The 24987-nt window shown below is 40.5% G+C and carries 20 protein-coding genes; 18 read left to right on the plus strand and 2 right to left on the minus strand.

The window, feature by feature from the left end; genetic code table 11:
* The first annotated feature begins 123 nt into the window (after positions 1-123).
* Positions 124-2439, plus strand: coding sequence for a formate C-acetyltransferase (gene pflB / locus D8805_RS04345; RefSeq protein WP_125415769.1), 2316 nt, complete (start codon positions 124-126; stop codon positions 2437-2439).
* 395 nt (positions 2440-2834) lie between these two features.
* The gene (locus D8805_RS04350) at positions 2835-4940 is read left to right on the plus strand and encodes an ATP-dependent Clp protease ATP-binding subunit (RefSeq protein WP_125415618.1); all 2106 of its coding nucleotides are present in this window, start codon (positions 2835-2837) and stop codon (positions 4938-4940) included.
* 59 nt (positions 4941-4999) lie between these two features.
* On the opposite strand, the gene D8805_RS04355 is transcribed toward D8805_RS04350, so the two are convergent.
* Positions 5000-5482: an S-ribosylhomocysteine lyase gene (locus D8805_RS04355; protein ID WP_084925370.1), complete on the minus strand. Its 483-nt coding sequence runs from the start codon at positions 5480-5482 to the stop codon at positions 5000-5002.
* Positions 5483-5757: 275 nt separating this feature from the next.
* Here D8805_RS04355 and D8805_RS04360 point away from each other — a divergent pair, with 275 nt between their 5' ends.
* Genes D8805_RS04360 through D8805_RS04380 form a run of 5 tightly spaced genes read left to right on the plus strand, consistent with a single transcriptional unit; the run spans position 5758 to position 9686 of the window.
* Positions 5758-6465, plus strand: a complete 708-nt coding sequence (locus D8805_RS04360; RefSeq protein WP_000400712.1) for an ABC transporter ATP-binding protein — start codon at positions 5758-5760, stop codon at positions 6463-6465.
* Position 6466: 1 nt separating this feature from the next.
* Positions 6467-7255 carry a lantibiotic ABC transporter permease gene (locus D8805_RS04365; protein ID WP_000665381.1) on the plus strand — a complete coding sequence of 263 codons (789 nt, stop codon included), beginning with the start codon at positions 6467-6469 and terminating at the stop codon, positions 7253-7255.
* Entirely contained in the window at positions 7255-7977 is a 723-nt protein-coding gene (locus D8805_RS04370; RefSeq protein ID WP_000588282.1) for a hypothetical protein, read from the plus strand. The genes D8805_RS04365 and D8805_RS04370 overlap by 1 nt, the downstream gene beginning before the upstream one ends.
* A 12-nt stretch (positions 7978-7989) precedes the next feature.
* A complete protein-coding gene (locus D8805_RS04375; RefSeq protein WP_125415620.1) occupies positions 7990-8688 on the plus strand; it encodes a response regulator transcription factor in 699 nt (232 codons plus the stop codon).
* Positions 8655-9686 (plus strand): sensor histidine kinase, encoded by a 1032-nt coding sequence (locus tag D8805_RS04380; RefSeq protein ID WP_125415622.1) that lies wholly within the window; start codon positions 8655-8657, stop codon positions 9684-9686. Before D8805_RS04375 ends, D8805_RS04380 begins: the two co-directional genes overlap by 34 nt.
* Positions 9687-9820: 134 nt before the next feature.
* Here D8805_RS04380 and D8805_RS04385 read toward each other — a convergent pair whose 3' ends face one another.
* Positions 9821-11305 carry a DUF1846 domain-containing protein gene (locus D8805_RS04385; RefSeq protein ID WP_125415624.1) on the minus strand — a complete coding sequence of 495 codons (1485 nt, stop codon included), beginning with the start codon at positions 11303-11305 and terminating at the stop codon, positions 9821-9823.
* Positions 11306-11457: 152 nt separating this feature from the next.
* On the opposite strand from D8805_RS04385, the gene D8805_RS04390 reads away from it, so the two are divergent.
* The 11 genes from D8805_RS04390 (at position 11458) to D8805_RS04440 (ending at position 24966) form a co-directional block, all read left to right on the plus strand.
* Positions 11458-13068, plus strand: coding sequence for a glycoside hydrolase family 13 protein (locus D8805_RS04390; RefSeq protein WP_125415626.1), 1611 nt, complete (start codon positions 11458-11460; stop codon positions 13066-13068).
* Positions 13069-13236: 168 nt separating this feature from the next.
* Positions 13237-15204, plus strand: coding sequence for a peptide ABC transporter substrate-binding protein (locus D8805_RS04395; protein ID WP_125415628.1), 1968 nt, complete (start codon positions 13237-13239; stop codon positions 15202-15204).
* Positions 15205-15353: 149 nt separating this feature from the next.
* The gene (locus D8805_RS04400) at positions 15354-17312 is read left to right on the plus strand and encodes a peptide ABC transporter substrate-binding protein (RefSeq protein ID WP_125415630.1); all 1959 of its coding nucleotides are present in this window, start codon (positions 15354-15356) and stop codon (positions 17310-17312) included.
* Between the two features lie 189 nt (positions 17313-17501).
* Positions 17502-18947, plus strand: coding sequence for an LCP family glycopolymer transferase CpsA (gene cpsA / locus D8805_RS04405; protein WP_125415632.1), 1446 nt, complete (start codon positions 17502-17504; stop codon positions 18945-18947).
* Between the two features lies 1 nt (position 18948).
* A complete protein-coding gene (gene cps4B, locus D8805_RS04410; RefSeq protein WP_125415634.1) occupies positions 18949-19680 on the plus strand; it encodes a capsular polysaccharide biosynthesis protein Cps4B in 732 nt (243 codons plus the stop codon).
* A gap of 8 nt (positions 19681-19688) precedes the next feature.
* Positions 19689-20381: a capsular polysaccharide biosynthesis protein CpsC gene (cpsC, locus tag D8805_RS04415; RefSeq protein ID WP_125415636.1), complete on the plus strand. Its 693-nt coding sequence runs from the start codon at positions 19689-19691 to the stop codon at positions 20379-20381.
* Positions 20382-20390: 9 nt separating this feature from the next.
* Entirely contained in the window at positions 20391-21074 is a 684-nt protein-coding gene (locus D8805_RS04420; RefSeq protein WP_125415638.1) for a tyrosine-protein kinase, read from the plus strand.
* A 55-nt stretch (positions 21075-21129) separates the two neighbouring features.
* On the plus strand, positions 21130-21765 hold the full coding sequence (locus D8805_RS04425) for a sugar transferase (protein ID WP_125415639.1): 636 nt from the start codon (positions 21130-21132) through the stop codon (positions 21763-21765).
* Between the two features lie 216 nt (positions 21766-21981).
* A complete protein-coding gene (locus tag D8805_RS04430) occupies positions 21982-22776 on the plus strand; it encodes a DUF4422 domain-containing protein (RefSeq protein ID WP_125415640.1) in 795 nt (264 codons plus the stop codon).
* 3 nt (positions 22777-22779) lie between these two features.
* Entirely contained in the window at positions 22780-24030 is a 1251-nt protein-coding gene (locus D8805_RS04435; RefSeq protein WP_125415642.1) for an EpsG family protein, read from the plus strand.
* A gap of 30 nt (positions 24031-24060) precedes the next feature.
* Positions 24061-24966, plus strand: coding sequence for a LicD family protein (locus D8805_RS04440; protein WP_125415644.1), 906 nt, complete (start codon positions 24061-24063; stop codon positions 24964-24966).
* Positions 24967-24987 lie beyond the last annotated feature (21 nt).

The following is a 24987-nucleotide window of genomic DNA, read 5'->3' on the forward strand; positions in this document are numbered from 1 at the left end:
GTATTAGAAAAGAAAGTGACAAAGAAGCCTTTTTTCGCTTGTTGAAATCGGTTACTGTATGGTATACTGGTCTCATGAATGTAACAGATGACTGTTGCTAGAAAGAAAAATGAGGACATTAATATGGTTGTTAAGACAGTTGTTGAAGCACAAGACATTTTTGACAAAGCTTGGGAAGGCTTCAAAGGCGTAGATTGGAAAGAAAAGGCAAGCGTTTCTCGCTTCGTTCAAGCTAACTACACACCTTACGATGGAGATGAAAGCTTCCTTGCTGGACCAACAGAACGTTCACTTCACATTAAAAAGATTGTAGAAGAAACTAAGGCTCACTACGAAGAAACTCGTTTCCCAATGGACACTCGTCCAACATCTATTGCTGATATTCCTGCTGGATTTATCGACAAAGAAAACGAAGTTATCTTCGGTATCCAAAACGATGAACTCTTCAAATTGAACTTCATGCCAAAAGGTGGTATCCGTATGGCTGAAACGACTTTGAAAGAAAATGGATACGAACCAGACCCAGCTGTTCACGAAATCTTTACTAAATACGTAACAACAGTTAACGACGGTATCTTCCGTGCCTACACTTCAAACATCCGTCGTGCTCGTCACGCTCACACTGTAACTGGTCTTCCAGATGCATACTCACGTGGACGTATCATCGGTGTTTACGCACGTCTTGCTCTTTACGGTGCAGACTATTTGATGCAAGAAAAAGTAAACGACTGGAATGCAATTAAAGAGATTGATGAAGAAACAATCCGTCTTCGTGAAGAAGTAAACCTTCAATACCAAGCATTGCAACAAGTTGTTCGCTTGGGTGACCTTTACGGAGTTGATGTTCGCAAACCAGCGATGAACGTTAAAGAAGCGATCCAATGGGTTAACATCGCCTTCATGGCTGTATGCCGTGTTATCAACGGTGCTGCTACATCTCTAGGACGTGTGCCAATCGTACTCGACATCTTTGCAGAACGTGACCTTGCTCGTGGTACATTTACTGAATCAGAAATCCAAGAATTCGTTGATGATTTCGTTATGAAACTTCGTACAGTTAAATTTGCTCGTACAAAAGCTTATGACCAATTGTACTCAGGTGACCCAACTTTCATCACAACTTCTATGGCTGGTATGGGTAACGACGGTCGTCACCGTGTTACTAAGATGGACTACCGTTTCTTGAACACTCTTGACAATATCGGTAACTCTCCAGAGCCAAACTTGACAGTTCTTTGGACTGACAAATTGCCATACAACTTCCGTCGCTACTGTATGCATATGAGCCACAAACACTCTTCTATCCAATACGAAGGTGTAACAACAATGGCTAAAGACGGATACGGAGAAATGAGCTGTATCTCATGCTGTGTGTCACCACTTGACCCAGAAAACGAAGATCAACGCCACAACATCCAGTACTTCGGTGCTCGTGTAAACGTTCTTAAAGCCCTTCTTACTGGTTTGAACGGTGGTTACGACGATGTTCATAAAGACTACAAAGTATTTGACATCGATCCTATCCGTGACGAAGTTCTTGAATTCGAATCAGTTAAAGCGAACTTTGAAAAATCTCTTGACTGGTTGACTGACACTTACGTAGATGCTTTGAACATCATCCACTACATGACTGACAAGTACAACTACGAAGCTGTTCAAATGGCCTTCTTGCCAACTAAACAACGTGCCAACATGGGATTCGGTATCTGTGGATTTGCAAACACTGTTGATACATTGTCAGCGATCAAGTACGCTACGGTTAAACCGATCCGTGATGAAAATGGCTACATCTACGATTACGAAACAATCGGTGAATACCCACGTTGGGGTGAAGATGACCCACGTTCAAACGAATTAGCAGAATGGTTGATCGAAGCTTACACAACTCGTCTACGTAGCCACAAACTATACAAAGACGCAGAAGCTACAGTATCACTTTTGACCATCACATCTAACGTTGCTTACTCTAAACAAACTGGTAACTCACCAGTCCACAAAGGTGTATACCTCAACGAAGATGGTTCTGTGAACTTGTCTAAACTTGAATTCTTCTCACCAGGTGCTAACCCTTCTAACAAAGCTAAAGGTGGATGGTTGCAAAACTTGAACTCACTTGCTAGCCTAGACTTTGGTTACGCAGCTGACGGTATCTCATTGACAACTCAAGTTTCTCCACGTGCTCTTGGTAAGACTCGTGATGAGCAAGTTGATAACTTGGTAACAATCCTTGATGGTTACTTCGAAAACGGTGGACAACACGTTAACTTGAACGTTATGGACTTGAACGATGTTTACGAAAAGATCATGTCAGGTGAAGATGTTATCGTGCGTATCTCTGGATACTGTGTAAACACTAAATACCTCACTCCAGAACAAAAAACTGAATTGACACAACGTGTCTTCCACGAAGTTCTTTCAATGGATGACGCATTGAGCTAATATTCAATTAGAATAGAAAGAAAGCCAGTCGATATGACTGGCTTTTTTGTCTTTCAAAAAAATTTTTTAAAATAGTCAAATTTGGTCAAAAAATTATTGACTTTTACTGACCAATGTGATATAGTAGAAACATAAGGAAAATGAATTCCTTAGAAAACTTCATTTTCAATGATTCTATTTCTTGAAAATGTACGATAGATACCCTAGAAAGGGGTGAGGCCTATGTTAAATCTAACAGATTTTGAAAAGAAGATGATAAAAGGCTTATTTAAAAAAGAAAAACCAGGAATTATACGTAGGGTAGCTAGTTAGCTAGTCTAAAATTTTTAAAACAAAGGTCAAAGATAGTCAATATCAGAGATCGCAATTACTTAACAATAAACGAGGTAAAGAATATGAACAACAACTTTAATAACTTTAACAACATGGATGATTTATTTAACCAATTGATGGGTGGTATGCGAGGATATAGTTCTGAAAACCGTCGCTACTTGATTAATGGACGAGAAGTGACACCTGAGGAATTTGCTCAGTATCGTGCAACCGGGAAATTACCAAGAAATGCAGAATCTGATGCGCAAATGCAACAACAGGCTTCAGGTATGAAACAAGACGGCGTCCTTGCTAAACTAGGTCGTAACTTGACAGCAGAAGCTCGTGAGGGTAAGTTGGATCCTGTTATCGGACGAAACAAGGAAATTCAAGAAACATCTGAAATCCTCTCACGTCGTACCAAGAACAATCCAGTTCTGGTTGGAGATGCAGGTGTTGGTAAGACCGCAGTTGTCGAAGGTTTAGCACAAGCGATTGTGAATGGAGATGTTCCGGCTGCCATCAAGAACAAGGAAATCATTTCCATTGATATCTCAGGTCTCGAGGCTGGTACTCAATACCGTGGTAGCTTTGAAGAAAATGTGCAAAATCTAGTAAACGAAGTGAAAGAAGCAGGAAATATTATCCTCTTCTTTGATGAAATTCACCAAATCCTTGGCGCTGGCTCAATCGGCGGAGACAGTGGTTCTAAAGGGCTTGCGGACATTCTCAAGCCAGCTCTCTCCCGTGGTGAGTTGACTGTTATTGGAGCGACAACTCAAGACGAATACCGTAACACCATCTTGAAAAATGCAGCTCTTGCTCGTCGTTTCAACGAAGTCAAGGTCAATGCTCCTTCAGCAGAGGATACTTTTAAAATCCTTCAAGGGATTCGTGACCTCTATCAACAACATCACAATGTTATCTTGCCAGACGAAGTCTTGAAGGCAGCAGTGGATTATTCTATCCAATACATTCCACAACGCAGCTTGCCAGATAAGGCTATCGACCTTGTCGATGTAACGGCAGCTCACTTGGCAGCTCAACATCCTGTAACAGATGTTCATGCTGTTGAACGAGAAATCGAGGCAGAAAAAGACAAGCAAGAAAAAGCTGTTGAGGCAGAAGATTTTGAAGCAGCTCTTAATGCCAAGACACGCATTGCAGAATTGGAGAAAAAAGTCGAAAACCACACAGAAGACATGAAAGTGACTGCAAGCATCAACGATGTGGCTGAATCTGTGGAACGAATGACAGGTATTCCAGTGTCACAAATGGGAGCGTCAGACATCGAACGTTTGAAAGATATGGCTCATCGCTTGGAACACAAGGTAATCGGCCAAGATAAGGCGGTTGAAGCAGTAGCTCGTGCTATCCGTCGTAACCGTGCTGGTTTTGATGAAGGCAATCGCCCAATCGGTAGCTTCCTCTTTGTAGGCCCAACTGGGGTTGGTAAGACCGAGCTTGCTAAGCAATTGGCACTGGATATGTTTGGAACTAAGGATGCTATTATTCGTTTGGATATGTCTGAATACAGTGACCGCACAGCTGTATCTAAGTTGATCGGTACAACAGCAGGTTATGTGGGGTATGATGACAATAGCAATACCTTGACAGAACGTGTTCGTCGCAATCCATACTCTATCATTCTCTTGGACGAAATTGAAAAGGCTGATCCTCAAGTAATCACCCTTCTCCTCCAAGTCTTGGATGATGGTCGTTTGACTGATGGTCAAGGAAATACAGTGAACTTCAAGAATACTGTCATTATCGCGACATCAAATGCTGGATTTGGCTATGAAGCCAACTTGACAGAAGATGCGGATAAACCAGAATTGATGGATCGCTTGAAACCATTCTTCCGTCCAGAATTCCTCAACCGCTTTAACGCAGTTATCGAGTTCTCACACTTGAATAAGGAAGACCTTTCTAAGATTGTGGACTTGATGTTGGCTGAAGTCAACCAAACCTTGGCTAAGAAAGACATTGATTTGGAAGTCAGCCAAGCAGCTAAGGACTTTATCACAGAAGAAGGTTATGACGAAGTCATGGGTGTTCGTCCACTCCGCCGTGTGGTTGAACAACAAATTCGTGATAAGGTAACAGATTTCCACTTGGATCATCTAGATGCCAAACATTTGGAAGCAGATATGGAAGATGGCGTTTTGGTCATTCGTGAAAAAGCCTAACTCGAGATTTTGAGAATAAAAAATAAGGAACTAGCTAAAAAGCTGGTTCCTTTTTGTGTTTAGATGATATGACGCTCAAAGGCATCATCTGAGATTCCTTGTTCCAAGATGAGTTTTGCCCATTCTTTAGCAGAAAAGAGGCTGTGGTCTTTGTAGTTTCCGCAAGATTCGATGGTTGTTCCAGGGACATCTTCCCAAGTAGTGGTTTCAGCGATTTCCTTGAGCGAATCCTTGATAACAGCTGCAATCTCAGCGCTAGCGTGACGTCCCCACATAATCATATGAAAGCCTGTACGGCAACCAAATGGTGAACAGTCAATCATGCCGTCAATGCGGGTACGGATGAGTTTTGCCAAGAGGTGTTCAATAGTGTGAAGGCCAGCGGTAGGGATAGAGTCCTCATTTGGCTGTACCAAGCGAATATCAAAGTTGGAGATGATGTCTCCTTTTGGCCCTGTTTCTTCCCCAATCAAGCGAACATAGGGTGCTTTAACAATGGTGTGGTCAAGTTCAAAACTTTCAACAATAACTTCTTTTGACATGGTCGTTCCTTTCAGTTTTCTTCTTTCATTATATCATAAAGCCTGCTCTTGATGGAGTTTAATAAATGACTTTTTGAGACTAGCATTATAACAAAGTCTCCATACAAAACCCTCAGGATTATAAAGATAAAGGAAAAGAAAAACTGAGTTCTTTCTAATGAAGCTAGAGTGACTTTTGAAAGGTGGGATCAACTTTTAGAATTTTTGCTCGATCTCTGAACTAATTCTGAACTAGATTGGATATACTGGAGAAAATAAAGATAAAGGAGTTCAGTATGGAACATATGGTGAAAATAGAAGGAGTCTGCAAGAAGCATGGCAGCAAGCAGATTTTGGAAGATATTTCTTTTACAGCTAGAAGCGGTCGGATTACAGCTTTTCTGGGTCCAAATGGTGCAGGGAAAAGTTCGACCTTGAGGATTCTCTTGGGGTTAGATCGGGCGACGTCTGGGACTGCGACTTTTGATGGGCAAACCTATCAGTCAATGACCTATCCGCTCAGAACGGTAGGTGCAGCCTTTGACGGCATTGGCGGTTTGCCAAATCGAAAGGTCTATGACCACTTGAGGATTATTGCAGCGAGTAATGCCATTCCCAAGTCTCGGATCGATGAGGTTTTGGAGATGACTGGAATCGCTTATAAGAGGAAGGACCTCTTATCAAGCCTGTCTCTAGGGGAAAGTCAGCGGCTGGGTTTGGCAGCAGCTTTGCTGGGCGATCCTCAGTTTCTTATATTAGATGAGCCGACTAATGGACTGGATCCAAGTGGGATTAAGTGGTTTAGAAAGTTCATTCGTCAGCAGGCTGATTTAGGGAAAACGGTACTTCTATCTTCTCATATCCTGTCAGAGGTGCAAATGGTGACAGATGATGTAGTCTTGATTCATCATGGGCGAATTATTGAGCAGGGACGATTGGAAGAGGTGCTACAAGATTCAGACAGTCTAGAAGATCTCTTCTTTGATTTGACAGAGGAGGTTTAGGATGAAAGAAACGATGTCTTTATTGCATTCAGAATGGTTGAAAATTCGCTCAACCAAGGCTTTCAGAGTGAGTATGGCCTTCATGCTGCTCTTGGTGCCTGCCGTATCCTGGCTAGAGGGCCGACAGTATTTGTCCATTGGCTTGGATGCCACCCCTGAGATGGTTCCCGGTCTGGCAGAAGCCATTGATCCGCTGGAATATCTGGGTCTCAACGGGGCATCTATGGCGGGCATGGTTTTGGTCATCTTAGCTGGAATTTTGGGAGCTATGGAATTTCAGTCTCATAGCTTGAGAACCAGTCTTTTATCCTGTAATAACCGTCTGAAGCTGCTTGTCGGAAAACTCATGACCTTCACTTGCTTTTCTCTTGCCACTAGCTTTTTATCAATTTACTTTAGTTATATGGTCATGCATCTGGCTTTAGGAAAGGAAGGGCTTGATCCGATTCTGCTCAATCAGGTAGCTTGGAGTTTGATTTTGTGGAAAACTTTATCTCTAACCTTATTAGGAATCCTTTCGTTTTTGTTAGGTTTATTGGCTCGGACCATGCTAGTTCCTCTGCTTTTTCTCGTGCCACAGATCTATAATCTGGGAAACTACCTGGCAGCTCACACGAGTTGGGGGGCTTATTTGCCACAGCCGGCAGGAGAGTTGTTTACTGCAACGCCGACTTCCCAATATGCCAACAATCCCTCACAAGGACTGTTGATACTTGGTGCATGGTTACTAGTCATCGGCGGTATTACCTCTCTGCGCTTTTTGAAGACGGATTTAGGAGGGCGATACTGATGATAAAAGCTCTACTTAGAAGCGAATGGATTAAGTTCCGTTCTTACTATCTCGCTCTTGGTGCCGCCTTGGTGGCTCTGGTAGTCGTTCCTTTTTTTCTGATGAATCTTGACTACAGTCAGACAGCAGTTGGCCAGACGAAGGCTCTGAGCGAGGCTTTGCATGCCCTCTATCTGGCGCAGCCTGTCATCGTCATCTTTACTTCCCTCTATTTTGCCCAGGAGTTTGTCAAGTCAGGGATGCGAACGAATTTTCTAACCGTATCAAATAGAAAGGCTTGGTTGGCTGGGAAAAGCCTTTTTCTGGCCTTGCTGCTCTTGGCTCTCTACAGTGTCGTGATAGGCAGTTGTTTCCTTGTTATGCTGGCTCGTTTTGACCTAGCCTTCAGCTGGTCCTTACTGGGGGAATTCCTCTATTACAGCTCTTTTGGTCTTCTCAGCAATCTTTTTCTGGCTTTTTTAGCAGCTGGACTCGCTTTGCTCTTTCAATCTTGGATTGTGCCGGTGTCGGTGCTCTTTCCTCTCTTGATTGGTCTCAGCCGTCTATTGGCAACTTTCATCAAAGAAGCAAAATACCTGCCCGATCTGGCTACGCTAAATCTTTTTGAGTATGAAGGGCTTCAGCATTCAATAGATCTATCAGGGCTGGGAACACAGCTGTTATGGTTAGCTTTGGTTTGGAGCTCTGCTATATTCTTAACCTTGAAACGAGATGTTCGCTAGAGGTATGCTATAATGGAAATTATGAGACAGTATCGTATTTTGGTGGTTGATGACGACCAAAGCATTTTGAAGCTGGTGAAAAACGTCCTAGAGCTTGATGCTTATGATGTGACGACGCTTGATCAGATAGAAGAGCTAGAGCTGACGCATTTTGTCGGATATGACTTGATTCTGCTGGATGTGATGATGGAGCCTGTAAATGGTTTTGAGCTGTGTTCCTACATTCGTCCTCATCTTTCGTGTCCAATCATCTTTCTGACGGCCAAGGAGTTGGAGGCGGACAAGGTGGAAGGGCTCTTTCGTGGAGCAGATGACTATGTTGTCAAGCCTTTTGGAACCAAAGAATTGCTGGCGCGTGTCAGAGCTCATCTTCGGCGGGAGGAAAGACGTGAGGAGCGCTATTCTGAAATTGCTTCTTGTCAATTTTATCCAGAGCGCTATGAAGTTGCCTGTTTTGGTAAAGTCTTGAAATTTTCAGAGCGAGAGTTTAAATTGCTGCATTTACTAGCTAGCAATCCCAAGCAGACCTTTTCAGCTGAACGCCTGCATACCTTGCTTTATCCAGAAAGCTCAGAAACACAGCTTCGCTCCATTTCAGAATACGTATATCAGATTCGTCAAAAATGCAAACAAGAAGGGCTGCAAGCAATCGCAACTGTGAGAGGAGTAGGTTATAGATGGCAATTAGAACCCGTAATTTCAAAAGCCTAGTCTGGACAACCAGTTTAAAAATCGTCTTTTTCCATGTTTTGATTTTTGTACTTATAGGTTATGAATTTACGCAAGGAAGTGATCACGTTCTTTTCGCCTTGTTCTTCTGGGCAGGGAGCTTGCTGCTGATTACTTTTTATCATATTTTGAAATTGCTCCGAAAAATCGACAGGGAAATAAAAATGCTAACGAGCGAGAAGCTTTTAGAAGAAAATCAAAGCCAGCTTTTTCGGATTGAGGAAATGCTAGAAGTCTATAGCGATTTACGGAGCAGCCACCAAGAAAATGCTCGTCTTCTAGAAAAAGAGCAGCAGCATAATCAGGAGTTGATTTTACAGCTATCAGCGACATCGCACGATTTGAAGACGCCCCTAACTGTGATTAAGGGGAATGCTGAGCTCTTGGAGTTGGCGCAGTTGGGCCAGCCTCAGGCAGACTATGCTGCTGAGATTTTGCAGGCTAGTCACAAGATGGAAGAGTATTGTGGCTCTTTGATTGATTACGCTAAGACTTTTCAGATTGATTCTAATCAGTTCAGTCAGCTTTCCTTAGGGGACTTTTGGGCTGATCTACAGGACGACTGGGCACTGTTCAGCAAACGGGAAAGCTATCGTTTTTATCTCCAAGAAGATTGCGACCCTAGTTTGATTTTGTCAATTCATTTGGACTATCTCAAACGGGCTTTACTGAATATCTTACTAAATGCGCTTGAACATGCTGACCAGAACCAAAAAGAAGTGAAGCTAACGGTATCATTACAACAGGACCAGTTGGTTTTTGCTATCTGGAACAACGGCCCTGCATTTTCAAAGGAGATGCTGCTGGGAGCGGAACAGCTCTTTTACCAGAGTGACCAAAGCCGCAATTCAGCTAATCCCCATCATGGCATCGGCTTAGCCTTTTCTAAGCAGGTCGCTCTCTTGCATGGTGGTCGTCTGACCCTGCTCAATCCAGACCAAGGAGGCGCCTGTGTTGAGTTGGCAATTTCATTGAAATAAATAAGGATGGGAAATCATAAAAACGCATAATACCAAGTGTTCAAAAGACTTGATGTTATGCGTTTGATTTTTTTATTATGTAAAGATTTACTGGATTTTTCCCTCAAATTGAGTTTTTGTCCAGCCTTGTTTATTTACTTCCGATACAAGCGATCATATTGGTAGAATGGGTCAAAGGTAACGTTGATACCTAGTTTGCGAAGGACATTCTTGTCTTCATCGGTCAGGATGATGGTTGAGTGGGCTTCACTTCCTTTGAGGTTGCCAAGTTCCTTCATTGCGCGCGCAGCATCAGGATTTTCCATAGCTGTGATGGCTAGAGCAATCAGGATTTCATTTGAATGCAGGCGTGGATTGCGACTGCCGAGATGATTAATCTTAAGGCCTTGAATTGGTTTGACAACTTCAGGCTCGATTAGTTTCACTTCTTTAGCGATGTCAGCTGATTTCTTGATGGCATTAATCAAGGCAGCGGCTGTAGGACCAAAGAGTTCTGAGTTTTTACCAGTGACAACGTCACCAGATGGTAATTCAAGAGCCAGAGCAGGACCACCGGTTTCTTCAGCCTTTTGACGTGCTGCGACAGCAACCTGACGGTCTGCAGGTGTGATACCGAGATCGTTCATGAGAAGTTCAATCTTCTTGACAGCAGTTTCTCCGACTTTTTCAGCTTTAAAATCAAGGACTGTTTGATAGTAGCGACGGATGATTTCTTGTTTAGAAGCTTCGATAGCAGCTTCATTATCAGTAATAGCAAAACCAACCATGTTGACACCCATGTCTGTCGGTGAAGCGTATGGAGACTTTCCTAGGATACGTTCCAACATGCGCTTGAGCACTGGGAAGATTTCAATATCACGGTTGTAGTTGACAGTGGTTTCTCCGTAGGTTTGGAGATGGAAGGGGTCAATCATGTTGACATCATCTAGGTCAGCTGTGGCAGCCTCGTAGGCCAAGTTGACCGGATGATGAAGGGGAAGGTTCCAGACTGGGAAGGTTTCAAACTTAGCGTAGCCAGACTTGATACCATTGATTTGGTCGTGGTACATGTTTGACATACAAGTGGCCAATTTTCCAGAACCTGGCCCAGGGGCTGTTACGACAATTAAGTTGCGACTGGTTTTGATGTAGTCATTTTTTCCCATACCTTCTGGGGAAATAATGTGATCCATATCAGTCGGATATCCTTTGATTGGGTAATGAAGATAAGAATCAATCCCGTTTTTATCTAACTGGTTGCGGAAGGCATCTGCAGCGGGTTGGCCAGCGTACTGTGTGATGACAACTGAGCCAACAAAAATTCCCAGCTCATTGAATTTGTCAATCAAACGAAGAACTTCTTGGTCATAAGAAATGCCTAGGTCGCCACGCGCTTTGGAATGCTCGATGTTGCTAGCATTAATAGCAATCACAACCTCAACCTGCTCTTTCAATTCTTGCAAGAGCTTGATTTTGTTGTCAGGCTCATAACCAGGAAGTACACGAGCAGCGTGGAAATCTTCTAACATTTTGCCACCAAACTCCAAGTAGAGCTTGCCGTCAAATTGGTTAATGCGCTCCAAAATGTGGTCGCGCTGTAGATTCAAATATTGTTCAGAACTAAAAGCTTGTTTTTTCATTTTTTTACCTCTGACCTCTATTATAATAAAAAATTGGAAGATAGGAAACTAAGGAGTCAAAAAAGAAATCAAAAAGATTAGGCAAACGCTTGCACTAAGTTAAAAAAAGCGCTATCATAGACTGTAGATTATTAAAACAATGAGGTAAGAAGATGCAAGAAAAATGGTGGCACAATGCCGTAGTCTATCAAGTTTATCCCAAGAGTTTTATGGACAGCAACGGAGATGGAATTGGTGATTTGCCAGGAATTACTAGTAAGTTAGACTATCTAGCTAAGTTAGGAATTACAGCGATTTGGCTTTCTCCTGTTTATGACAGCCCTATGGACGATAATGGCTATGATATTGCTGATTATCAAGCGATTGCAGCTATTTTCGGGACCATGGAGGACATGGACCAACTCATCGCAGAGGCTAATAAGCGTGATATTCGCATCATCATGGACTTGGTGGTCAATCATACCTCAGATGAACATGCTTGGTTTGTCGAGGCCTGTGAAAATCCTGACAGCCCTGAGCGTGACTACTATATCTGGCGGGATGAACCCAATGATTTGGAGTCTATCTTTAGTGGGTCTGCTTGGGAATACGATGAAAAGTCGGGTCAATACTATCTCCACTTTTTCAGCAAGAAACAGCCGGATCTCAACTGGGAGAATGAAGAACTGCGCCAGAAAATTTATGAGATGATGAACTTCTGGATTGATAAGGGCATCGGTGGTTTCCGTATGGATGTCATTGACATGATTGGGAAAATTCCTGATGAGAAAGTAGTCAATAATGGTCCTATGCTTCATCCCTATCTCAAGGAAATGAATCAGGCGACCTTTGGCGACAAAGATCTCTTGACAGTAGGGGAGACCTGGGGAGCAACGCCAGAGATTGCTAAGCTCTACTCGGATCCAAAGGGACAAGAATTGTCTATGGTCTTCCAGTTTGAACACATCTGTCTACAGTATCAGGAAGGGCAACCTAAGTGGCACTACCAAAAAGAGTTAAATGTAGGGAAGTTAAAAGAGATTTTTAACAAATGGCAGACAGAGTTGGGAGTTGAGGACGGCTGGAATTCCCTCTTCTGGAATAACCATGACCTCCCTCGTATTGTCTCTATCTGGGGAAATGACCAAGAATACCGTGAAAAATCCGCCAAAGCCTTTGTAATCTTGCTTCATCTCATGAGAGGGACACCTTATATTTACCAAGGTGAGGAGATTGGGATGACCAATTATCCTTTTGAAACACTGGATCAAGTAGAAGATATTGAATCCCTCAACTATGCGCGTGAAGCTCTTGAAAAAGGTGTTTCTATAGAGGAAATCATGGACAGTATCCGTGTCATTGGACGTGATAATGCCCGTACCCCAATGCAATGGGATGAGAGCAAAAACGCTGGTTTCTCAACAGGTCAACCTTGGTTGGTAGTCAATCCAAATTATCAAGCAATCAATGTTCAAGAAGCACTGGCAAATCCAGATTCTATTTTCTATACCTATCAGAAACTGGTCCAGATCCGTAAGGAGAACAGCTGGTTGATTCGAGCTGATTTTGAATTACTCGATACAGCTGACAAGGTCTTTGCCTATATCCGCAAGGACGGTACCCGTCGCTTCCTAGTCGTGGCTAACTTGTCCAATGAAAAACAAAGCTTTTCAGTAGAAGGAAAAGTGAAATCTGTCTTGATTGAAAACACTGTGGCTCAAGAAGCGCTTGAGAAACAGACCTTGGCTCCATGGGATGCCTTCTGTGTGGAAATGACTGACTAAAATGAGCAAACCTCAAGCTTTTGAAGCTTGAGGTTTTTTACTAAAAATTGTGTAGAAAAATCTTTAAAAAATATTTGTTAGAATTTTCTAAAAAATTATGCGAAAGTCCTTGCTTTTATGAAAAAATAGGGTATAATGGTGGAAACACTATCTTTAAGGAGATTACTTATGAGATCGAAAAAGTGGCTCTTAGGAGCAGGTGCTGTCTTGAGTGCGGCCCTTCTGTTAACTGCTTGTGGGCAAAGTGAAAAAAAGGCTAATGCTCCCAAGACATTTTCATATGTCTATGCTATGGATCCATCATCTTTGGACTATAGCGTGACGAGCAAGAGCTCAACTTCTGACGTTATAGCCAACGTTGTCGATGGGCTTTTGGAAAATGATAAGTATGGAAACTTAATTCCGTCGCTTGCAGAAGACTGGTCCGTTTCTAAAGATGGCTTGACCTATACCTACAAACTTCGTAAGGGTGTAAAATGGTATACTTCTGAGGGAGAAGAGTATGCTGAAGTCAAGGCTCAGGACTTTGTTACGGGTCTGAAACATGCAGCTGATGGTAAATCAGACGGCCTCTCTCTCCTTCAAGATTCTATCAAAGGTTTGGCTGCCTACATTAGTGGTGAAAGCAATGACTTTTCTACTGTAGGAGTCAAGGCTGTTGACGATTATACGGTTGAATATACACTCAATAAACCAGAAAGTTTCTGGAACTCTAAGGTCACAACTGCAACCATGCTTCCAGTTAATGAAGAATTCTTGAATTCTAAAGGGAGCGACTACGGTGCACCAACACCATCAAGTATTCTTTATAACGGTCCTTACTTTTTGAAATCATTGACTTCAAAATCAGTCATCGAGTATGAAAAGAATCCAAACTACTGGGACAAGGACAATGTTAAGATTGACAACATCAAACTAACTTTCTACGATGGATCTGACCAAGAATCTTTGATTCGTAGCTTTACACAAGGTGCTTATACAACAGCTCGTCTCTTCCCAACAAGCTCAAACTTTGAGTCAACTAAAAAAGAGTACGGAGATAAGATTGTTTACAGTCCACAAGAAGCGACAAGCTACTACCTCACTGTTAACGTAAACCGCCAGTCTTACAATAAAACAGCCAAAACAGACGAAGCTCAAAAAACATCAACGAAAGAAGCTCTTCTCAACAAGAACTTCCGTCAGGCGCTAAACTTTGCTCTTGATCGTCATTCTTATACTGCTCAGTTGAATGGTGAAGAAGGTGCGGACAAGATTATCCGTAATAGCCTAGTACCTCATGACTACGTTCAAGTAGGTGAAAAGACATTTGGAGAGTTGGCTCAGGCAGAGCTGGTTTCTTATGGAGACCAATGGAAAGATGTAGCCCTTACTGATGGTAAGGATACGCTTTACAGTCCTGAAAAAGCCAAGGCAGCCTTTGCGAAGGCTAAAGCAGAATTGCAGGCTAAGGGTGTGACCTTCCCAATCCATTTGGACATCCCGGTTGAACAAACAGATGTAATCGCGGTTCAACAAACCAACTCACTCAAGCAGTCTATCGAATCATCACTTGGTACAGAGAATGTCATTGTCGATGTCCTTCAAATGACCGATAATGAAAAAATGAGCATTACGTCTCAAGCCAAGGTACCATCTCAAAAAGACTATGACCTGAACGGAACTGGTTGGGGACCTGACTATCAAGACCCAGCTACCTACCTAAACATTCTCGATGCCAAGAAGGGTTCTGCCCTTAAACACTTGGGTATCACTCGTGGAAAAGATCCAGAAGTGATGGCTCAAGTCGGTCTGGACGAATACAAGAAACTCTTGGATGATGCCGCAGCTGAAACCAGCGACCTCAATAAGCGTTATGAGAAATACGCTAAAGCTCAAGCTTGGGTATCGGATAGTTCGCTCTTAATCCCAGTTGCTTCTTCAGGTGGTTCTCCAACTGTTAGCCGAACTGTACCATTCTCAAAAGCATACTCACAAGTCGGAATCAAGGGAGACCCGTTTGTATTCAAAGGTTTGGAGCTGCAAAAGGATGTCGTGACTACAAAAGAATACGAAGAAGCTCTCAAGAAATGGCAGAAAGAAAAAATTGAAACAAATGCCAAATACCAAAAAGAGCTAGAAAAACACGTCAAATAGTCTATAAAAGAAAAGGAAGTTGCAGAAAATCTGTGCTTCCTTTTTCTGATTTTGAGACAGCAGTTGTCGTAAAACTAGGAACTTTACAATTTAGGATAAATTTGATAAAATATGGCTATGTTATAAAAAGTGACATAAAGGAGTAGAGGATGAACATGAAAAAAAGACTCATCGGAACTGGTCTTGTCCTAGCTACAGGAATTTTACTGACAGCTTGTGGACAGTCCAATACAGATACAAGTACCTTCTCATCAACATTTAGTGCAAATCCGACGACATTTAACTATCTTTTAGACTATTATGCAGATAACACTGCAGTGCTTACCAATCTTGTGGATGGTTTACTAGAAAATGATAGCTATGGAAATCTAACGCCAGCTCTAGCTGAAGACTGGTCAGTTTCGGCAGATGGTTTGATCTATACCTATAAACTCAGAAAAGATGCCAAGTGGTACACAGCTGATGGAGAAGAGTACGCTCCAGTCAAAGCCCAAGACTTTGTCACTGGGATTAAGTATGCTGCTGACAACAAGGGTCAAGCCATGGATCTCATCCAAAACTCTATCAAGGGATTGAATGACTATGTGACAGGTGCGACCAATGACTTCACAACAGTTGGTGTGAAGGCCTTGGATGACTATACGGTTGAGTACACTTTGACTCGACCAGAGCCCTACTGGAACTCAAAGACAACCAACAGTATCCTTTTCCCGGTTAACGAAGAGTTCTTGACATCAAAGGATAAAGACTTTGGAACCTTGACGCCAAACAGTATCCTTTACAATGGACCTTACTTGTTAAAAGATTTCACATCAAAATCTTCCATCGAGTATGTGAAGAATCCTAACTACTATGATCATGACAAGGTGACTATTGAAAAAGTTAAATTGGCTTACTTTGATGGCTCTGATCAGGAGATGACCATTCGAAACTTTGAAAGTGGTGCCTATTCACTTGCGGGAGTCTATCCAAATAGCTCGAGCTATGCCAAGACAAAAGAAAAATACCAAGACAATATCGTTTATAGCTTACAAGACAAGACTTCTTGGTACTTCAACTTTAATGTAAACCGTAAAGCTTATAACCACACTGCTAAAACATCAGACCAGCAAAAGAAATCTACGCAAACAGCGATTTTGAATAAAAACTTCCGACAGGCCTTGAACTTTGCCATCGATCGCACGGCCTATTCTGCTCAATCTAACGGGCAAGAAGCGGCAAGCAAGACCCTTCGTAATACCCTTGTTCCCCCTACATTTGTGCAGGTGGGAGATAAGAGCTTTGGAGAAGTGGTTTCTTCTAAACTTGTTCAGTATGGAACAGAATGGTCAGGAATCAACTTGGCAGATGCCCAAGACGGTTACTTTAACAAGGAAAAGGCCCAAGCAAAATTTGCGGAAGCTAAAAAAGAATTGGAAACTCAAGGTGTTACCTTCCCTATTCATTTGGATGTCCCGGTTGATCAAACCAATAAAAATGCAGTTTCTGGTATGAATTCGCTTAAACAGACACTTGAAACAGTACTAGGTTCTGATAATATCGTCGTTGATGTTCAGCAACTTTCAACGGATGACTTTGGGAATGTCGCTTTCCTAGCTCCAAATCCAGCAGCTCGTGATTACGATTTGAACTTTGATGGCTGGGTTGGTGATTACCAGGATCCATCAACTTATCTGGATCCATTTAATGCCGAAGATGGTTTTTATCTCAAGATTTTTGGTCTTGATGCTAAGGAAGACCAAGAGCTGATCAAGAGTCTGGGGCTTGATACCTATACGAAACTTCTAAAAGAAGCAGACGCTGAGAATCAAGATGTCGCTAAGCGTTATGAAAAATACGCTGAAGCTCAAGCTTGGATGATTGATAATTCTCTGATCATGTCTACGATGTCCAATGGTGGTACGGCCTCTGTAACCAAAGTAACTCCATTCACACGTGCATACTCTCTAGTGGGAATCAAAGGTGATGGAAATAACTATAAGTACATGAGACTGCAAAAAGATCCTGTTACCAAGAAACGATTTGATGAAGCCAAGGCTAAGTGGGAAGAAGAAAGTAAAAAGGCTATCGAAAAGAGTCAAAAAGAATTTGAAAATCATATCAAATAAAAAGTTGAAATAAGGTCTCTTGCAAGGGATCTTATTTTTGTTTGCTCAAGCTCCTAAATAATGAAAGCGATCACTTCGAAATATAGCTAAGAAAAAATGAATGAAAACGCTGAGAATTAGGGGAATAAATGGAAATTATCCTACTTCTGTGGTATAATTAACCTAATTATTAACGTATAGGGGATTAACATGACTAAACGTTCAAAGAGAACTCGCTCGGGAAAAGTAAAGCGAAGCGTTAACATAGCCTTGTTAGCTGTTTATCTATTGTTGGCTGGCTTTTTATTGTTTTTGATTTTTAAATACCATATCCTTGCTTTTAGATATCTTAATCTAGTGGCAACTGCCTTAGTTCTACTAGTTGCCTTAATAGGGCTGCTCTTGATTATCTATAAAAAAGCTGAAAAGTTTACCATTTTTCTGTTGGTGCTCTCTATCCTTGTCAGCTCTGTGTCGCTCTTTGCAGTACAGCAGTTTGTTGGACTGACCAATCGTTTAAATGCGACTTCTAATTACTCAGAATATTCGATCAGTGTAGCTGTTTTAGCAGATAGTGAGATTGGGAATGTTACGCAACTGACGAGTGTGACAGCACCGACTGAGACTGATAATGAAAATATTCAAAAACTACTAGCTGATATCAAATCAAGTCAGAATACCGATTTGACGGTCAATCAGAGTTCGTCTTACTTGGCAGCCTACAAGAGTTTGATTGCAGGAGATACCAAAGCCATTGTCCTAAATAGTGTCTTTGAAAATATCATCGAATCGGAGTATCCAGATTACGCATCGAAGATAAAAAAGATTTATACCAAGGGATTCACTAAAAAAGTAGAAGCTCCCAAGACGTCTAAGAATCAGTCTTTCAATATCTATGTTAGTGGAATTGATACTTATGGTCCAATTAGTTCGGTGTCGCGTTCAGATGTCAATATCCTGATGACTGTCAATCGAGATACCAAGAAAATCCTCTTGACCACAACGCCACGTGATGCTTATGTACCAATCGCAGATGGTGGAAATAATCAAAAAGATAAATTGACCCATGCGGGCATTTATGGAGTTGATTCGTCCATCCACACCTTAGAAAATCTCTATGGAGTGGATATCAATTACTATGTCCGTTTGAACTTCACTTCGTTCTTAAAGTTGATTGACCTTTTAGGTGGAATTGATGTTTATAATGATCAAGAATTTACCGCACACACTAATGGGAAGTACTATCCAGTTGGAAATGTCCATCTAGATTCTGAGCAGGCTCTGGGATTTGTTCGTGAGCGCTACTCTCTAGCAGATGGTGATCGTGATCGCGGACGTAATCAACAAAAGGTGATTGTGGCTATCCTTCAAAAATTAACTTCGACCGAAGCACTGAAAAATTATAGTACGATCATTGATAGCTTGCAAGATTCTATCCAAACAAACATGCCACTTGAGACCATGATGAACTTGGTCAATGCTCAGTTAGAAAGTGGTGGAACTTACAAAGTGAATTCGCAAGACTTGAAGGGTACGGGACGGATGGATCTTCCTTCTTATGCGATGCCAGATAGTAACCTCTATATGATGGAAATTAACGACAGTAGCCTTGCATCTGTCAAAACTGCTATTCAGGACGTGTTGGAGGGCAGATGAAATGATTGATATTCATTCGCACATTGTCTTTGATGTAGATGATGGTCCCAAGTCAAGAGAGGAAAGTAAGGCTCTCTTGACAGAAGCCTATCGACAAGGAGTACGAACCATTGTCTCTACCTCTCACCGACGCAAGGGCATGTTTGAAACTCCAGAAGAGAAGATAGCAGAAAACTTTCTTCAGGTTCGGGAAATAGCTAAGGAAGTCGCGAGTGACTTGGTCATTGCTTATGGGGCTGAAATTTACTACACACCAGATGTTTTGGATAAGCTGGAAAAAAAGCGGATTCCGACCCTCAATGATAGTCGTTATGCCTTGATAGAGTTTAGTATGAACACCCCTTATCGCGATATTCATAGTGCCTTGAGTAAAATATTGATGTTGGGGGTTACTCCAGTCATTGCCCACATCGAGCGCTATGATGCTCTTGAAAATAATGAAAAACGCGTTCGAGAGCTGATCGATATGGGCTGTTACACGCAAGTAAATAGTTCACATGTCCTCAAATCCAAACTTTTTGGAGAACCTTATAAATTCATGAAAAAAAGAGCGCAGTATTTCTTGGAGCGTGATTTGGTTCATGTGATTGCAAGTGATATGCACAATCTAGACGGTAGACCTCCTCATATGGCAGAAGCATATGACCTTGTTTCCCAAAAATACGGAGAAGCGAAGGCTCAGGAACTTTTTATAGACAATCCTCGAAAAATTGTAATGGATCAACTAATTTAGGAGAAATGATGAAAGAACAAAACACGATAGAAATTGATGTATTTCAATTACTTAAAACCTTGTGGAAACGCAAACTAATAATTTTATTAGTGGCACTTGTGACAGGGGCGGGAGCTTTTGCATATAGCACTTTTATTGTTAAGCCAGAATATACGAGCACCACGCGTATTTACGTAGTCAACCGTAATCAAGGAGATAAGCCGGGGCTGACGAATCAGGACTTGCAGGCAGGATCTTATCTGGTAAAAGACTACCGCGAAATTATCCTTTCGCAAGATGTGTTGGAGAAGGTAGCGACAAATTTGAAATTGGATGTGCCAGCAAAAGCGTTAACTAGCAAAGTTCAAGTGACTGTACCAGCCGACACTCGTATCGTCTCAATCTCTGTCAAGGATAAACAACCAGAGGAAGCCAGTCGCATTGCTAATTCTCTACGAGAAGTTGCTGCAGAAAAGATCATCGCTGTAACGCGAGTATCTGATGTAACGACGCTTGAAGAAGCGCGACCAGCTACGACTCCCTCTTCTCCAAATGTTCGACGCAACACCTTATTTGGTTTTCTCGGAGGAGCCGTCGTAACAGTAATTACTGTTCTTTTGATTGAGTTACTCGATACCCGTGTGAAACGTCCTGAAGATGTCGAAGATGTACTGCAAATTCCACTTCTAGGGGTCGTTCCAGATTTGGACAAAATGAAATAGGAGGAAGTTATGCCAACGTTAGAAATCTCACAGGCGAAATTAGATCTTGCGAAAAAGGCAGAGGAGTATTATAACGCCTTGTGTACGAACCTACAGTTAAGTGGAGATGATTTGAAAGTATTTTCTATCACTTCTGTGAAACCAGGAGAAGGAAAATCAACGACTTCCACCAATATCGCTTGGGCTTTTGCGCGTGCAGGTTACAAAACGCTGCTGATTGATGGAGATATTCGCAATTCTGTTATGTCAGGTGTCTTTAAAGCAAGGGATAAAATTACAGGTCTGACAGAATTTCTATCGAGTACAACGGATCTGTCGCATGGGCTTTGTGATACCAATATTGAGAATCTCTTTGTGATTCAGGCTGGCTCTGTGTCACCAAATCCGACAGCACTTCTCCAAAGTAAGAATTTCAGTACAATGCTTGAAACCTTGCGTAAATATTTTGACTATATCATCGTAGACACTGCTCCTGTCGGTGCCGTGATTGATGCGGCTATCATTACACGAAAATGCGATGCTTCTATTTTAGTGACAGCGGCAGGTGAAACAAATCGACGGGATATTCAAAAAGCGAAAGAACAGTTGGAACAAACTGGGAAGCCGTTTTTAGGAGTTGTGTTGAACAAATTCGATACTTCAGTAGACAAATACGGTTCTTATGGAAATTATGGGAATTACGGGAAAGAGTAAACCAGTTTGTAGTAGCGAAACTAATTGAGATACTTATCATGGGGAAGGGGTTAAGGTGAAAAGAAACAGCATTATCTATATTAGCATAAAACGAGTTATGGATGTTCTTATTGGCTTGTTTGGAACAATATTCATAGTCTTGCCCTGTTTTCTAATAATTTATATTATCTATAAAATAAAAGGTTATAAAGGGAGTATATTTTTTACACAATACAGAGTGGGGTTAAGAGGGAAAAAATTTAAAATTATTAAATTTAGATCAATGGTTGAAAATGCTGAAGAAGTTTTGACCGCAAATAAAGCACTCTATGAAAAATATATAAATAACAGTTACAAATTACCTCCAAATGAGGATCCTCGTCTTACCAATATCGGAGATTTTATAAGAAAAACGAGTATTGATGAAATTCCTCAATTTATAAACTTGTTGTTTGGAGATATGAGTCTTATTGGACCTAGACCGATTTTGGAGAACGAGTTAGAGGAGTATTCTAAGGAAGAACAGCAAGTTTTGTTATCTGTACGGCCAGGTATTACAGGGATGTGGCAAGTTTCTGGTAGGAGTGAGGTATATTATCCTGAACGCTGTGAAATGGAGCTGTACTATCCTCGGAACCAATCCTTTTTGTTGGATGTCAAAATCTTCTTTTTGACAATAAAAAAAGTTCTGTCTGGAGAAGGGGCTCATTGATGTATGAGCTAAATCATCTAGCAAAAAAAGATAGAAAGATGAAGTTGAATACGAATAACGTTTCTTGGGTATTCGTATTCATTTTTTCAAGTGAAGGAAGCATTATGAATAAGTGGATTTAATCTAGTATTTTTTGCTTGAAAAAATGAATGGGGATTCAATCCAAAGAATTGTCCAGTGAGGCAAGATTTTAGGAATTGGAGTTAGGATGTAGAAATGTCAAAAAAGTATAAAATTATAGTAGCGACTCATAAAAGATTTCAAATGCCAGAAGATAAGGACTTATATGTTCCTGTTCAGGTTGGCAGTGAAGGAAAGGAAAATTTAGGCTACCAACGAGATAATCAAGGTAATCATATCTCACACCTCAATCCTTATTATTGTGAATTGACAGGATTATACTGGGCTTGGAAAAATTTAGACTGTGATTACCTTGGATTAGTTCATTACCGACGTTATTTTACAGATAGGAACCGACCTTATCATGATAAGATTGACATGAATGAAGTTATTCTATCGGCAGATCAAGTTAAGGAGCTCATGTCTGAAGTAGATGTCGTTGTTCCCAAAAAGAGAAAATATTATATAGAGACTCTCTATTCTCATTATGCCAACACTCATGACTCCAGTCATTTAGATGTAACACGAGAAATTATAAAAGAGGTTTCGCCAGAATATTTAGCAACATTTGACAAGGTGATGGACTGTCGTAGTGGCTACATGTTCAATATGTTTATCATGTCCAAAGAAAATGTATCATCTTATTGTGAGTGGTTGTTCCCTATCATTGATGAGTTGTACAGAAGATTGGATATAACAGGATACTCTGCTTTTGATGCAAGATTATTTGGGCGTGTTAGTGAGCGTCTCTTTAATGTTTGGTTAGACTACCAAAATCTACGTGTTAAAGAAGTTCCGTTTATGTATATGGAAAAAGTGAATTTATTTGAGAAGGGCAAATCCTTCTTGAAAGCCAAGTATTTCGGAAAAAAATATGGACAGAGTTTTTAAATTATGGTATTGTTATTACTTACTTTTGCATTCTTTTTAGTGTTCCCTGTGTTGTCAATAAGTTTAAGTATTATAGGGCTAGTAAATGATAAAAAGCGTTCAAAAATCTATTTACTATTAATTAGTTTAGCAATATCAATTATTGCGTTGCGTTACATCCCTCATCCTATGGATGATGGTGCATTTCATTTTCGTGCGACTGCGGTCCTTACTCGCTATGATAGTATTTTTGAAATGTTCAAAGCTTTTTCTAATGGATGGAGAGTAGGGAACTATGACTATGGTTCTATACCAATTTTTACGTCATTAATGTATCTTGTTAGGAATACCCATCATTATAGCTTACTGAGTTTTATTTCAGCTTTTATAACTTATTTTAGTTTTGGTTACGTAGTTGTTGACTTATTTAAGGACTTGGGCAAGACTTCTAAACTGTCGTACGCTACAGTATTAATCGCTGTACTATGTTTAAATAATTATAGATATACAACTAGTGGAATGAGGTTTTGTATGGCAGTTGCCTTGATGATGCTTTTGCTATATTTGGAGTCAAAAAAAGGCTATACTAGTCTAAAAACTGCCATTTGGTATTTATTGCCATTGGGTGTTCATTCAGCAGTCATTTATTTTGTTGGTTTAAGGTTCTTGTTCCCACTAATCAAGAGAGTGACACTTACTAAAAGTCTATTCGTATTATTAGGATTTCCTATTTTGTTTAACTTAGTTCCATGGTTAGCAAATCTAGTTGGTTGGACCTATTTACAATCATTTATTCGGAAAATTGAAGTTTACTCAGATAATTCCTCCTATTCCCAATTTTTTAATACCACATTAACGATGAGACTATATGTTGGAATAGTACTGATGGTTTTATTTGTATTGTTATATCTGGGAATAGTGAATTCCTTGAAAACAACTGATGATTGGCGTTTTAGTTTTGTTACAATGACATATTATATTACCCTGTTATCAATGGGGTCAATACCATTTCGTAACATCTATGATAGAAATCTTTTCTTGCTCCTTCCTATGATTGTAGTTTCAACCTACATATTATTTACATATAGATACCAATTGAAAATTATTGCTAATCGTAATGTTGTTTATGGACTGACGATGGGTATTCTTTGTCTATCTTGTGCGGTGGGTATATTTTATAATAATAATTTTCCCTTTGCTTTTATTGATTTTAGTAAGACGGACTTACTTATAAAAAATATTTTTCAATTTTTTTCAAATTTGCCTTTTACATAATACTATGTACTATTATTTTTGGAGGATTATATGGGACTATCTACCGTGACACTGTTTAAAAATTTAAAGTTCTCAGACAGTAAATTTATTAAATTAGAAGGAGAACTCCTTTTAAAATATCAAGAGTATTTATTAAAAATCATGGAAGATATTGTAACAGTTTGTGAGGAAGAAGGATTGTACTATTCTCTTTCTGGTGGGAGTGCGTTAGGAGCATATCGACACAAAGGGTTTATTCCATGGGATGATGATATGGATATATTTATGCTAGGAAGTGAACGGGAGATTTTCTTTCAAAAATTTTCTCAGAAATTCTCTGATAAGTATTGGATACATAATTCACAAACACCAAACTATGGCATGCCGATTGGTCGTATCAGACAAAAAGGAACAGTTCTACGTGGTCGAGAGGATGTTGGAGTTGAAGAATGTGGATTTTTTATTGATATTTTTTGGCTTGAAAATGTTCCTAATTCAAAAATTTTGAGACAACTTCATGGTTTTCTATGTATGGGAATTGGATTGTTGCTATCATGTAGAAATTTTTATAAAAATCGTCAGCTGATGCTGGAGATTATGAAGGAGCATAAAGAAGTAAGGCTTGTTTTTCGAGTAAAATTAGTTTTAGGGTTTCTAACTAGTTTTATATCTTTGAGACAATTTACAAGACTTACGGAAAGCATCTACTCATTGTGCAAGAATAATAAGTCGAGATACCTTAGCGTTCCTTCAGGTAGAAAACATTATTTTGGTGAGATGTTTATAAGAGAAGATATGCAGTTAACTAGGAAACTAAGTTTTGAAGGACATAAGTGGAATGTTCCAAATAATATTGAGCATTATTTAACTGTAATGTACGGTGATTATATGAAAATACCTGCAGTTGAAGATAGGGAATCACATATCATTTTAGAAATCTCTTTCCCTAACGAGTAAACAGTACTTTCATTTTTTATA

Origin of the sequence: Streptococcus oralis subsp. dentisani, assembly GCF_003944205.1 — a bacterium.
Classification (GTDB): domain Bacteria; phylum Bacillota; class Bacilli; order Lactobacillales; family Streptococcaceae; genus Streptococcus; species Streptococcus oralis_BH.